11 protein-coding genes are annotated in these 12,522 nt (G+C 63.0%); 6 read left to right on the forward strand and 5 right to left on the reverse strand.

Going from position 1 to position 12,522, the window contains the following annotated elements; genetic code table 11:
• From NKH93_RS25235 to NKH93_RS25255, 5 genes are all read right to left on the reverse strand, one after another.
• Window positions 1-668: phosphotransferase (locus tag NKH93_RS25235; protein ID WP_352972699.1), on the reverse strand; the 668-nt coding region annotated here is incomplete at its 3' end.
• A gap of 91 nt (window positions 669-759) precedes the next feature.
• Window positions 760-1,209 carry a DNA polymerase III subunit chi gene (locus NKH93_RS25240; RefSeq protein ID WP_023719810.1) on the reverse strand — a complete coding sequence of 150 codons (450 nt, stop codon included), beginning with the start codon at window positions 1,207-1,209 and terminating at the stop codon, window positions 760-762.
• Window positions 1,210-1,247: 38 nt separating this feature from the next.
• Window positions 1,248-2,744, reverse strand: coding sequence for a leucyl aminopeptidase (locus NKH93_RS25245; protein WP_352501914.1), 1,497 nt, complete (start codon window positions 2,742-2,744; stop codon window positions 1,248-1,250).
• 49 nt (window positions 2,745-2,793) lie between these two features.
• A complete protein-coding gene (locus tag NKH93_RS25250; protein ID WP_352471101.1) occupies window positions 2,794-3,177 on the reverse strand; it encodes a VOC family protein in 384 nt (127 codons plus the stop codon).
• Window positions 3,178-3,250: 73 nt separating this feature from the next.
• Window positions 3,251-4,417 carry a flavin-containing monooxygenase gene (locus NKH93_RS25255; protein ID WP_352972720.1) on the reverse strand — a complete coding sequence of 389 codons (1,167 nt, stop codon included), beginning with the start codon at window positions 4,415-4,417 and terminating at the stop codon, window positions 3,251-3,253.
• 354 nt (window positions 4,418-4,771) lie between these two features.
• Between NKH93_RS25255 and lptF the strand changes: the two genes are divergently transcribed.
• From lptF to rsmA, 6 genes are all read left to right on the forward strand, one after another.
• Window positions 4,772-5,974 carry an LPS export ABC transporter permease LptF gene (gene lptF, locus NKH93_RS25260; protein WP_352453233.1) on the forward strand — a complete coding sequence of 401 codons (1,203 nt, stop codon included), beginning with the start codon at window positions 4,772-4,774 and terminating at the stop codon, window positions 5,972-5,974.
• Complete coding sequence (lptG, locus tag NKH93_RS25265) at window positions 5,971-7,056, forward strand: LPS export ABC transporter permease LptG (protein ID WP_023677695.1); 1,086 nt, start codon at window positions 5,971-5,973, stop codon at window positions 7,054-7,056. The genes lptF and lptG overlap by 4 nt, the downstream gene beginning before the upstream one ends.
• Window positions 7,056-9,473: an LPS-assembly protein LptD gene (locus tag NKH93_RS25270; RefSeq protein ID WP_352972730.1), complete on the forward strand. Its 2,418-nt coding sequence runs from the start codon at window positions 7,056-7,058 to the stop codon at window positions 9,471-9,473. The genes lptG and NKH93_RS25270 overlap by 1 nt, the downstream gene beginning before the upstream one ends.
• A gap of 117 nt (window positions 9,474-9,590) precedes the next feature.
• Window positions 9,591-10,517, forward strand: coding sequence for a peptidylprolyl isomerase (locus NKH93_RS25275; RefSeq protein WP_352453231.1), 927 nt, complete (start codon window positions 9,591-9,593; stop codon window positions 10,515-10,517).
• A gap of 12 nt (window positions 10,518-10,529) precedes the next feature.
• Window positions 10,530-11,549, forward strand: a complete 1,020-nt coding sequence (gene pdxA / locus NKH93_RS25280) for a 4-hydroxythreonine-4-phosphate dehydrogenase PdxA (protein ID WP_352972736.1) — start codon at window positions 10,530-10,532, stop codon at window positions 11,547-11,549.
• A 67-nt stretch (window positions 11,550-11,616) separates the two neighbouring features.
• Window positions 11,617-12,456, forward strand: coding sequence for a 16S rRNA (adenine(1518)-N(6)/adenine(1519)-N(6))-dimethyltransferase RsmA (rsmA, locus tag NKH93_RS25285; protein WP_352471097.1), 840 nt, complete (start codon window positions 11,617-11,619; stop codon window positions 12,454-12,456).
• Window positions 12,457-12,522: the final 66 nt, after the last annotated feature.

Below are 12,522 nucleotides of genomic sequence, written 5' to 3' on the forward strand. Positions count from 1 at the left end.
AAACACCCTAACCCCCCCCGCGCGTCTAGCTGCCCTTCTCCCCCGACCATAGGCCCCGGGGCGAGGGCCCACGGCACCCACCCGGGCGCCCGTTCCCCGCGCGCGCCATGGGCCGTCGCCCACACGGCCTCGGCGGCGGCCTTGTCGATGCGGCCGCGGAGCGCCGAGAGCGCGGCTCGGGTCTCGGCGTCGTAGACCGAAAGCCGGCCACCGCGGTGGAAATTATGCTGCCCTGCCGGTGGCCCGTCGGCAGCGTCGATCCGGTAGAGCGCAACCAGAAAGCCGGCCAGCGAACGGGCGAACTCAGTAAGATCGGCAATCAGTCCACCAGCCGCCGGTCTGCCGCCAAGCCAGCGATAGACGGACCAAGGCCATGGATAGCCTTCCCCGGGCGCGCCTTTGGCCAGCGGCACGGGTATCGGCAGAGGCAGGTGAGGCGCCAAGCGGGGCAGCCAGCGATGCTCCTTCTCGACCTGGGCGACATAGGCGGCAGCGCTCGGCAGCCGCACCGACATGCTGTCGCCCAGCCGGAACGTGCGGTTGTCCCAGCCGCCAGGCTCGACCGTCTCTACCGGCAGGTCCGCCCATTTGGGGAACTGCGCGGCAATCAGCCGGCGAACAAGTGCGGCATCTATCGGCATGCCTGGCGTTCGTTCATCGGGCGGCATCGGGCTTGCTCCGGTCTTCTGAATAGCCGGCGGTCCATCTTTTTGTCGTCGCACTATTGCGGCGCCAGTGATTCCCTTGCCGGCAAATTCTCTAAGCCTTGCGTTCCCAGCGCCGGTCAGGCGTTTGCTGCCAGTAGGTCACGGTGTGGCCGGCCTCCTTCATTGTCTTCCAGTGCGTGCGTGCCGCCTCTAGCTGGGCTGCATCGTGACCGTCGAACAGGAACACGGCGCGCTGGTAGCCGCCAAGCTCCGGCGGCACCGCCCCATCGACCAGGAAGCGTATCTGCGCCTGGTTCGGATTGTCAGGGCCGACGGTCAGAAGCACCGGCTGCTCGGCGGGATGGGCTTCGCGATCCGTTGCGTGGGCCAGGAATGAATCGTCCCGGAAAGTCCACAGATGCTGGTCCAGCGCGTCGCGCCGTTCCTCGGTGCCGGTCTGCACCACGGCACGCCAGCCGCGATCGATACTGCGCTCCAGGAGGCCGGGCAACGCATCCTCCAGCGTCGATTCGGTCAGGTGATAAAACAGAATCTCGGCCATGCGTTCAGTCTACATTGTCGGAGTCCCGCCCCAGCCGCTCATTGCTCGTAATGATCGCGCACCAGCCGGTCGAGCAGCCTGACGCCGAAGCCGGAAGCCCATGACTGGTTGATCTCGTTGGAAGGCGCGCCCATCGCGGTGCCGGCGATGTCGAGATGCGCCCAGGGCGTGTCCTTGACGAAGCGCTGCAGGAACTGCGCGGCGATAATGGCGCCGCCATGGCGGCCGCCGATGTTCTTCATGTCAGCATTCTTGGAATCGATCAGCTTGTCGTATTCGGCACCGAGCGGCATGCGCCACACCCGCTCCTGCGTCGCCTGTCCGGCCGCCGTCAACCGGTCCGCCAACTCGTCATTGTTGGAGAACAGGCCGGCATAATGCTGGCCGAGCGCGACCATGATGGCGCCGGTCAGCGTCGCCAGATTGATCATGAATTTCGGCTGGAAGCGGTCGTTGCAGTACCAGAGCGCATCGGCCAGCACCAGGCGGCCCTCGGCGTCGGTATTGAGCACTTCGATAGTCTGACCCGACATCGAGGTGACAATGTCGCCCGGTCGCTGAGCGTGGCCGTCGACGGCGTTTTCAACCAGCCCGACAATGCCGACGACATTGACCTTCGCCTTGCGCGCGGCCAGCGCGTGCATCAGGCCGGTGACGGCAGCAGCGCCGCCCATGTCGCCCTTCATGTCCTCCATGCCCGACGCCGGCTTGATCGAATTGCCGCCGGTGTCGAAGGTGACGCCCTTGCCGACGAAGGCGACCGGGCTTTCCTTGGCCTTGCCGCCGTCCCACCGCATGACCGCGATGCGGGCGCCACGCGGCGAACCCTGCGCTACGCCCAGCAGCGAACCCATGCCGAGCTTCTTCATCTCCTTCTCGGCCAGGATCTCGACCGTGACGCCGAGCGCCTCCAGTTCGGCGATGCGGGCGGCGAATTCCACCGGTCCCAAAACATTGGCCGGTTCATTGACCAAATCGCGCGCCAGCAAGACGCCGTCGATCACCGCCGCTTCATCGGCGAAGGCCTTCTTTGCAGCTGCCGGATCGGCGGTGTGAATAGTCACCTTGACCGGCTTTTTTGGCTCGCGCCTGTCGTCACCATTGTTCTTTTTGGTCTTGTATTTGTCGAAGGAATAGCTGCGCAGCAGGATGCCCGCTGCAAGCTGAACGGCTTGCCTGCCGCTGACGACCGCACCGGGAAGATCGAGCACGACGGCCACTTCGGTTGCCTTGCGAAAGGATGCGGCAATCGTGCCGCCGAGCTTCAGCCAGGCGTAATCATCGAGATTGGAGCCCTTGCCGGCACCGACCGCCACCAGCCGCTCGATCGATGTCCCTTCCGGTGCCAGCACTTCGACCAGGCTGGCGAATTTGCCGGTGAAGTCGGCGACCGGAAAAGCCCGCTCGAGGGTCTTTGCCGGATCGCAAGCCCTGGCGGCATCGCTGAGGCCGCCCTCGTCGGTCACCAGAACGAAAACGCTGCCTTTTTTGGGCGCGGCGAATTTGGCAAAGGCGATCGAGGGTCTCGAATTCATCATGTCCTGCTTTCGGGGAAGTGAGTTGGATTATTGCGAGAAACGTTCGTCAGTGAGCGGCGGGTTGAAACAGCTCGATAACATTGCCCGATGGATCTTCGAGCAGCGTCTGGGAACCGCCGACGCCCGTTATGATATCGTTGCGAAAGACAAGTCCAGCACTCTTGAGGCGCGCAACCTCTTCTTTCAGGTCCGGCACCACCAACAGGATGCGATTCCAACCTCCCGGCACCGGCTGCCGGCCATCCGGCATCGCCCGTGCACCCGAACTGCCGGGGCCGCTTAGAAGGAGCCGTAAAGCGCCGCGTGTCACGGAAGCAAAAGCCGGTCGCGCGTCCTGTTCAACAGCGAAGCCCAGATGTCCACAGTAGAAGTCGATCGAGGCGGCGACATCATCGACCATGTAGCGAATGCTGACTGGCGTCATGACCATTGACCTTTCGGTTCGAGCACCTTTCAACAAGGCGTGTCTATTGCGGGCGGAACAGTCGGCATAGTCCGGCTCATCATCGCTGCTTGACAATCCGCGCCGCTATCGCCCTGGCCTGAATGCGGGCGTTAGCGAAACAACCGCGAATGCTCGGCCGCATGCCGGTAAACCACAGACCGGGCAATTTCGGATCGGCATCGCCGCCGTTGAAAAGCGGAACGCCCTTGCCGTCGAGAACGCCGAGCTTGCCGAACATCTGCTCCAGACCGGTGCGATAGCCGGTCGCCGCAATGACGATATCGGGCGTGATCGACCTGCCGTCATTCAATACGATGCCGTCTTGGGTAAATTCCCGCAATGGTGGCACCACCACGATCGTGCCTGCCTTTATGGCGCGGACGGCGCCGTCATCGGCTGCGATCGCGGTGTAGTCGGCGCTCAGACGGCTCGCACCGCCTATAGGAGCCGGCGGAAGCCCAAATTTCGTCAGGTCGCCGAAAACCAGGCGCTGGGTTGTCGCCATCACCGCATCGGCCAGCCGCACCGGCAAGCTCGCCATCAACGGTGAAAGCCTGTGGACGGCGACCTTGCCGATGCGTTTCGGCAGCAGCGACGGGCCGTTGCGGGCCGACAGCCAGATGCTTTGGGCATCTGCATTCGCAAGATGGTTGAGTGCGTCGAACCCCGAATTGCCGGCTCCGACGACCAGCACCCTTTTGCCGACGTAGTCCTTCGCCTCGCCAAAATCGGCCGAATGGATAATCCGGCCTGCAAAATCCTTCATGCCTTTCCACGCGGGAATAAACGGCTGCCGGTCGCGCCCGGTGGCGACGACGACATGACGCGCCAGACGACGTCCGGCGTTCGTCCGCACGGTCCAGTGATCGCCATCGAACGTGATCTCTTCAACGACAACGCCGAATGCGACCGGCAGACCATGCGCCTGGCTGAAATCGTTCAGATGGCGAATGACGGCCGATTTATGCGGAAAAGCCGGGGTGCCTGCGGGATAGCCGATGCCGGGCAGCGTCGAGAGATCGCGATGCGTATTGAGGTGCAGCCGCTGGTGCCGCCGATGCCAGGGTTCAGCAAGCCGGCTCTCCTTTTCCAGGACGAGCGTCGGTACGCCGGCCTTCATCAAGGCGTGGGCGGCGGCAAGGCCGGCCGCGCCGGCGCCGACCACGATCGCGCCGTCAAAGACGGTTTCCCGACCGGTTTGACCGCGCAATTTTTCCGCTTCCATGCTGGGACTCAACAGATCCTGACCCGTCTTATCACGCCGCGGCGGTCGCGACCGGCGCGACATTTGGTCGTTTTGCCGCATTTGACAAGACTTTGGCCGAAATCGCTCCCATATGCGATATCGAACCATCCACGATTCGTCGCGGCACGGCCCCGCTTCCCGCCGCAACCTGTTGTTAACCAACAATGTTCGCCCTTTCTTATCCATTGCCGCCGACACTCCGGCCCAGCGGATTTTGCGATCCGGGACAGAACCCAGATCGAACCGCCAAACTGAGCCAGTTGTGCAGCCGGCGCCGGACGACTACCTTGTTCCAAGGCATGATGCCGTTCGAAATCGCCGAGAAAAGCCTTCATGAAGGTCGTTGAACGTTACATCATGCGCCGTGCTTTCGCGGTATTCGCGCTGGCGCTCGTCTGGACGCTGGCGATCGTCTGGACGACTCAGGTGCTCGCCCGCATCGACCTCGTCACCGATAGCGGTCAGTCGGCCCTCACCTTCTTCGAAGTCGCAGCGCTGATCATCCCGACGATCGTTCCGATCGTCGTGCCGTTCGCCCTGGTGGTCGCGGTCGCCCAGATCCTCAGCGTGATGAATTCTGATTCGGAGCTGGCCGTCATCAATGCCGCCGGCGCTTCACGCTGGACCATCGTCAGGCCGATCATGCTTCTGGCACTTGCAGCCAGCGTTTTTTCCTTCGCCGTCGACAATGGCGTCGACCCTTACGCACGCCAGAAGAACCGCGAGTTGATTGCGTCATCGCGTGCCGATCTGTTGTCGTTGATCATCCAGGAAGGCACCTTCCGCAAGATCGATGACGGCCTGTTCCTGCAGGTTGGCGAACGGCTTCCCGACAACCGTCTCGGCGGCATCTTCGTCGCCGATTCGCGCGAAGAAGGCGTCAATCTCATCTACTACGCCAAGACCGGCAGCATCATCGAACGCGGCGACGAGAAGGTGCTGATGATGAATGACGGCGTCATCCATCGCAAAACCATGACCGGCGACCTCTCGGTGATCCGGTTCACCTCCTACGCCTTCGACTTGTCCGCTTTCATGTCGGCATCATCTGACATCCTGCTTTTGCCGAAGGACCGGACGACCCAGTATCTGCTCAATCCCAGTCCGAACGACAAGATGTACCAACAAAAGCCGAACAGGTACCTGGCCGAGCTCAACCAGCGTTTTTCCGAGTGGTCCTATTCGCTCGTCTTCGCGCTGATCGCGCTCGCCGTCGCCGGAGATGCACGCTCGCATCGCGAGGCGCGTGTGCACCCGCTGATCACGGCAATCGCGATCGCGCTGTTCGTGCGCTGGCTCGGGTTCTTTGCCGCCGGCAAGGCCGACAAGGTGCCGCAATATGCCTATATGGTCTACGGCGTCCCGATCGTGGCATCGGCGATCGCCATCTGGTTCATTGTTTCCAACCGGACCATGGAACTGCCGGTTGCCTGGGCCGATTGGATAACCAATCTTGCCGGCCGCTTCAGTGAGGGCTGGAGCGCCATCAAGCTCCGTTTTGCCGGGCGTGGCGCATCCGGACAGGGAGCCGGCTGATGGGCTGGACTCTGGGTCGGTACTTCTTCTTTCGCTATGTGACGATCACCATCTGGTTCTTCATCGGCCTCTTGGCGCTGGTGTTCCTGATCGATTTCACCGAGCTTTCCGGCCGCACGACCGGCGTGCCGGGCTTCACCTACGCAACTGCGTTCGCCATTTCGGGGCTCAGGATGCCGATGATCATGCTGCAGACGGTGCCGTTCGTCGGCCTGTTCTCGGCGATGGCGACGTTGGTGTCGCTCAACCGCAAATACGAATTGGTCATTGCCCGTTCCGCCGGGGTTTCCGCATGGCAATTCCTGCTGCCGTGCTGCATCGGGGCGCTGCTGTTTGGGGCCTTGTCGGTCGGCGTCATCAATCCGGTAGCCGCGCACGCCTATTCCTGGTCCGAGGAGATCGAGACCCAGCTCCGTTCGGGCAAGTCGAACAGCGTCTCGGCCGATGCTGCGCCCTGGATCAGGCAGAAAACCAACGCCGGCGACACCATCATCGGCGCGCGCGCCATTCTCAATCAAGGCCTGGAGATGGCCGACGCGGTCTTCTTCAGCTTCAGCCCGCAAGGCGACATCATCGAGCGCAAGGATGCGGCGCGCGCCTTTTTGCGGGACGGCTACTGGGAATTGCAGGACGTCAAGGTGTTCCGGGACGGTACCATCCAGTCGTTACCCAGCGACCGGCTGCCGACCAATCTCAAGCCGGAATTCGTGCAAGAGCGGTTGGCGCGCCCTGAGACCATTCCCTTCTACGATCTGCCCGGCAAGATCGAAGTGGCCCGCTCCTTCGGCCTCAAGGCAAACGCCTTCGCCATGCAGTTCAATTCCCTGATTGCGCTGCCCTTCCTGCTTGTCGCGATGACGCTGATTGCGGCAACGGTATCAATGCGATTTGCGAGGATGGGGCAGTCGGCAACGATGATTCTGGGTGGCATCGTGGCCGGCTTTCTGCTTTATGTCGTTTCGGTGCTGGTCAAGGCATTCGGCGTAGCGGGATTCGTACCCACGGCCGTAGCGGCTTGGGTCCCGGTTGTCGTGGCTATGTTCTTCGGGGTGACATTCCTGCTATACAAGGAAGACGGCTAGTGAGGGAGGCGGTTTTGCGCAGCCATAGGCACGCCGGTTTGGCACGCCTCTCTGCGGCGAGCGCCTTGGCATGCCTGCTTGCCAGCGCCGCCCCGGTTGCTTCGGCTTTTGCCCAGGACGTCAGTGAGCTGGCAACGAAGGTTCCGAGCGGCACGCAGATGCTGCTGGCAGCCGATACGCTGGTCTACGACAACGACAAGCAGACCGTGACGGCTGTCGGCGGCGTCCAGATCGACTACGGCGGCAACCGTCTCGTCGCCCAGCGGGTCGAATACAACCGCAACACCAAACGCCTCGTCGCCAGCGGCAATGTCGAACTCGTCAATAGCGACGGCACCAAAATCTATTCGCAACATGCCGACATCACTGACGATTTCGCCGACGGCTTCGTCAACGCGCTGCGGGTCGAGACCATAGACAAGGCGTATTTCGCCGCCGAAAGCGCGGAGCGCATGGGCGGCGTGCTGACGACGTTCCATAATGGCGTCTACACCGCCTGCGAGCCGTGCGAGGACAAGCCCGACAAAGCGCCGACCTGGCGTATCAAGGCCAGGAAGATCATCTGGAACGGCGAGAAGAAGACGGTTCGCTTCGAGAACTCGAATTTCGAGTTCTTCGGCTTTCCGCTGGCCTATCTGCCGGCTTTCGAGATCGCCGACCCAACGGTCAAGCGCAAGAGCGGCTTCCTGATCCCCGGCGTCGCCTACAAGAGCGATCTCGGCGTCGGTGTTAAAGTCCCCTATTATTTCGCGCTCTCGCCGACCTACGATCTCACTGTCACTGGCAGCGGCTATACCAAGCAAGGTTTCCTCGGTGAGGCCGAGTGGAGGCAGCGCTTCAACAACGGTCAGTACAGCCTGAAGATTGCGGGCATCCGGCAGGAGAATCCCGACGCCTTCATCGACGACAATGGCCACAACGTGAATTCGGGTACCGAAGGCGACCCGAACAGGTTCCGCGGCATGATGGGCACCCAGGGCCAGTTCGCCATCAACCCGCGCTGGGACTTCGGCTGGGACATCCTGCTGCAGAGCGATAAGAATTTCTCGCGCACCTACGACATCGATGGCTTCAACGATAGCGTGCACCGCTCCGACGTGTATCTGACGGGGCTCAACGATCGCAATTACTTCGACGTGCGCGCCATGCACTTTGAGGTTCAGGAAGACACGCTCGCCAGCGATCCGACTGCACGCGCCGCCAAGCAGCCCTGGGTGCTGCCCTCGCTCGACTACGCCTATATCCCCGACATGCCGGTGGCCGGCGGGCAGCTGTCGTTCGACGTCAACGCGCGGGTCATTGACCGCGACAGGCTCGATACGGCTCTTGCAAATTCGGGCATCCCTTCGTCCGTCAACAACGTCCGCGGCATCGACGGTCAATCCGGGCGCCTTACCGCGGAAGCCGAATGGAAGCGCACCTTCACCACCGATGGCGGGCTGCTGCTGACACCGCTCCTGGCGCTGCGCGGCGACGCCGGCTACGTTAACGCCTCCTCGGCCTCGCTCGACGCCGTCAACCAGATGGCGACCAATCTCGGCGTCGAGGACGATATGCGTTCATCGCTTGCCCGCTACATGGCGACCGCCGGCCTTGAGATGCGCTGGCCGGTGCTGTTTTCGATGACCAGTTCCAGCCATGTCTTCGAACCGATGGCGCAGGTATTCATGCGTCCGAACGAGCAATATGTCGGCGGGCTGGCGGTCCCCAACGAGGACGCCCAGAGCTTCGTCTTCGACGCCACGACGCTGTTCGAGCGCGACAAATTCTCGGGCTATGACCGCATGGAAGGCGGCACACGCGCCAATGTCGGGCTGCGCTATTCCGGCGCATATGACAATGGCTGGGGCACCAATGCGGTGTTCGGCCAATCCTACCAGCTGGGCGGCCAGAACTCGTTCGGCACGCCGGACCTGGTCAATGTCGGCGCCTATTCAGGCCTTGAAACTGCAACCTCCGACTATGTCGGCCTTGTCGGCTTCAACAGCCCCAGCGGGTTTTCCGGCTCGGTCAGCGGCCGTTTCGACGAGCAAAGCTTCGAGATCCGCCGCGCTGAGGTAAAGGCCGCCTTTTCAGGCCTGCCGGTATCGCTGAGCGCCAAATACGCCTTCATCCAGGCGCAGCCACTCTATGGCTTCTCAACCGATCGCCATGAGGTTACGCTCGGCGCCTCGACACATCTTGCCGAGAATTGGCGCGTCTTTGGCACCGGCACATATGATCTGGAGCAGAGCGTTCTGGTCAAGGACGGGGTCGGCTTTGCCTATAGTGATTCGTGCTTTACCTATTTGATGACGTTTTCGGAAAGACGTGACCTGAACACCAAGGAAGTATCGCAGAACGTCGGCTTCAACCTGTCGTTCCGCACGCTCGGCGATTTCGGCTCGTCGCAACGCTCCATCGACACCATCCAATAACGGGCAGCGGTCGGCAACGGGGCGGCTGGCGGACGACATTGTTTCGCCGCATAGAGCAGGCACGAATTTTGACGGCCTGAACTGGGATAGGTTCGGCTGAATCGGGATGGAATTGGGATGCTTTCGATGAGGAAATACCTCTTTTCGGCAGGGTTCGCGCTGCTGGTGGCGTTCTCGACCACCGCGGTGACGCGGCCAGTTTTCGCCACCGAGATCAAATACGTCGTCAACAATATACCGATCACCACCGGCGACATCCAGCATCGGGCCGCTTTCCTGCGCCTGCAGCACAGAAAGGGCGATGCCGGCCAGGAAATGATCGACCAGACGCTGCGCCTGGCCGAAGCCCGGCGGCTCGGCATCCGCATCAGCGACGAGCAGGTCGATGCCGCTTATCAGCGTTTCGCCACCAGCAACAAGATGCCGCTCAAGCAGCTTGACGGCGCGATGGCGCAATCCGGCGTCACCAAGGAGCATTTCAAGGACTTTATCCGGGCGCAGATGGCCTGGAACCAGGCGCTGACCGCGCGTCACCGTTCTAGCGACGGCGGCGGCGCCATGAGCGAGCAGGACCTCGTCAAGCGCATGCTCGAAAAAGGCGGCAGCAAACCGAGCGCCACAGAGTACATGCTGCAGCAGGTCATCTTCGTGGTGCCGGCGGCCGAGCGCAGCGCGACGCTGGCCAAGCGCAAACGCGAAGCCGACGCTATGCGCGCCCGCTTCAACGGCTGCAACACCACGCGCGAATTCGCCAAGGGCCTGATCGATGTCACCGTTCGTGATCTCGGCCGGGTGCTGGCGCCGCAATTGCCGGCGGACTGGGCCGAGCAGATAAAGGCTACAAAGGTCGGCGGCGCCACCACGACGCGCGAAACCGACCGCGGTGTCGAATTCATCGGCATCTGCTCGTCGCGCGAAGTGTCAGACGACAAAGCCGCGCAGATGGTGTTCCAGAGTGAAGGTTCGAGCGACAAGAACGCCGACGAACTCTCGAAGAAATATGTCGAGGAGTTGCGGAAGAAAGCCCGCATAATCGAGCGCTGAAGTCGAAGCGCCGTGGCTGACGCAGAGCTTCCGCTGGCGTTGAGCGTCGGCGATCCGTCCGGCGTGGGGCCGGACATCGCCATCGCTGCTTGGCAGGCCCGCGAAAGCGCTGGCGTTCCGTCATTTTATCTCCTTGCCGATCCGGCACTGATTGCCGTGCGAGCGCACAGGCTCGGCACCGATATCGCGATTGCCGAGACGACGCCGGCGTTAGCGCCGGGGGTGTTTTCGCGCGCGCTGCCGGTGGTGGCGCTTGCTGCCCGTTTCGTCGACAGTCCCGGCCGCCCGGATCCAGCCAACGCCGCCGGCATCATCGAGGCGATCGACCGCGCAGTTGCCGACTGCCTGGCCGGCCGCGCCGCCGCAGTCGTCACCTGCCCCATTGCCAAGAAGCCGCTCTACGACGCCGGCTTTCGCTTTCCCGGCCACACCGAATATCTGGCGCATCTGGCATCGCTTCACACCGGCACCGAAGTGATACCGGTGATGCTGCTTGCCGGACCGGACCTGCGCACCGTGCCGGTCACCATCCACATCGCGCTGGCCGAGGTGCCGAAAGCGCTGACCACGGACCTTATCGTCGCCACCGGCCGCATCACCGCCGCCGACCTTGCGAACCGCTTCGGAATTGCCAAGCCGCGGCTCGCCATTGCCGGCCTCAACCCGCATGCCGGCGAAGGCGGCACCATGGGCACCGAAGACGAGCGGATCGTGCGCCCGGCGGTCGACCGGCTGAGGCAGGAAGGGATCGACGCCTTCGGGCCGTTGCCGGCCGACACGCTGTTTCATGCTCGCGCCCGCGCCGGCTACGACGTGGCGCTCTGTATGTATCACGACCAGGCGCTGATCCCGGCCAAGGCGCTGGCGTTTGACGAGGCGGTCAACGTCACGCTCGGCCTGCCCTTCGTCCGCACCTCGCCCGACCACGGCACCGCCTTCGACATCGCCGGCAAGGGCATCGCCCGTGCCGGCAGCCTGATTGCAGCGCTGAAACTCGCTCGCGTTCTTGCCGATACCGGGAAAAGGCCGTAGGCCCTGAGCCCAATCAGCCATATTCGATGGCCTTAACCCGATGAACCCGCCTGATGAGCCCAGCCCGATGAGCATAGACGGCCTGCCGCCACTGCGCGAGGTGATCGAGCGCCATGGGCTGCAGGCGAAAAAGGCGCTGGGCCAGAATTTTCTGCTCGACCTTAACCTGACAAGCAAGATTGCGCGAACCGCCGGCGACCTGAGCGACGTTACGGTTATCGAGGTCGGTCCCGGTCCGGGCGGGCTGACCCGGGCCCTGCTCCTCAACGGCGCCCGGCGGGTCGTCGCCATCGAGCGCGATGAGCGCTGCCTGGCGGCCTTGGCCGAGATCGCGAACCACTATCCGGGCCGGCTAGAGATCGTAGCCGGCGATGCGCTGAAAGCTGATTTTGCAGCGCTTGCAAAAGGAGTGCCGGGAGGCGGCGGGCCGGCGAAAATCGTTGCCAACCTGCCCTACAATATCGGCACCGAATTGCTGATCCGCTGGCTGACCGTTACCGAGTGGCCGCCCTTCTACACATCGATGACACTGATGTTCCAGCGCGAGGTCGCCGAACGCATTGCAGCCAGCCCCGGCAGCGATGCCTATGGTCGGCTCGGCGTGCTGGCAGGCTGGCGGACGGAGGCGAGGATTGCCTTCGACGTGCCGCCGCAGGCGTTCACGCCGCCACCCAAGGTGACGTCCTCGGTCGTGCATCTGGTGCCGCGCGCCAGCCCCTTGCCGGCAGAGGTGAAACGGCTCAGCCGCGTCACCGAAGCGGCGTTTGGCCAGCGCCGGAAAATGCTGCGGCAGAGCGTGAAAAGCCTCGGCGGCGAGGCGCTGCTTGCCCGTGCCGGCATCGATCCGACCAGGCGCGCCGAGACGCTGAGCGTCGAGGAGTTCGTTCGCCTGACCAACGCGGTGTGATGCCGGGACGCGTCTGCGTGGAATTTCCGCTCTCACGGCCATAGATAGCCGGACAAACCTGCCCGG

This window comes from Mesorhizobium sp. M0954 (assembly GCF_040319155.1).
GTDB lineage: Bacteria > Pseudomonadota > Alphaproteobacteria > Rhizobiales > Rhizobiaceae > Mesorhizobium.

Coding starts and splice junctions, on each gene's coding strand:
- NKH93_RS25240 (WP_023719810.1), bottom strand. CDS start 1,209: ATGGCCGAGATTCTGTTTTATCACCTGACCGAATCGACGCTGGAGGAT.
- NKH93_RS25245 (WP_352501914.1), bottom strand. CDS start 2,744: ATGAATTCGAGACCCTCGATCGCCTTTGCCAAATTCGCCGCGCCCAAA.
- NKH93_RS25250 (WP_352471101.1), bottom strand. CDS start 3,177: ATGGTCATGACGCCAGTCAGCATTCGCTACATGGTCGATGATGTCGCC.
- NKH93_RS25255 (WP_352972720.1), bottom strand. CDS start 4,417: ATGGAAGCGGAAAAATTGCGCGGTCAAACCGGTCGGGAAACCGTCTTT.
- lptF (WP_352453233.1), top strand. CDS start 4,772: ATGAAGGTCGTTGAACGTTACATCATGCGCCGTGCTTTCGCGGTATTC.
- NKH93_RS25275 (WP_352453231.1), top strand. CDS start 9,591: ATGCTTTCGATGAGGAAATACCTCTTTTCGGCAGGGTTCGCGCTGCTG.
- rsmA (WP_352471097.1), top strand. CDS start 11,617: ATGAGCATAGACGGCCTGCCGCCACTGCGCGAGGTGATCGAGCGCCAT.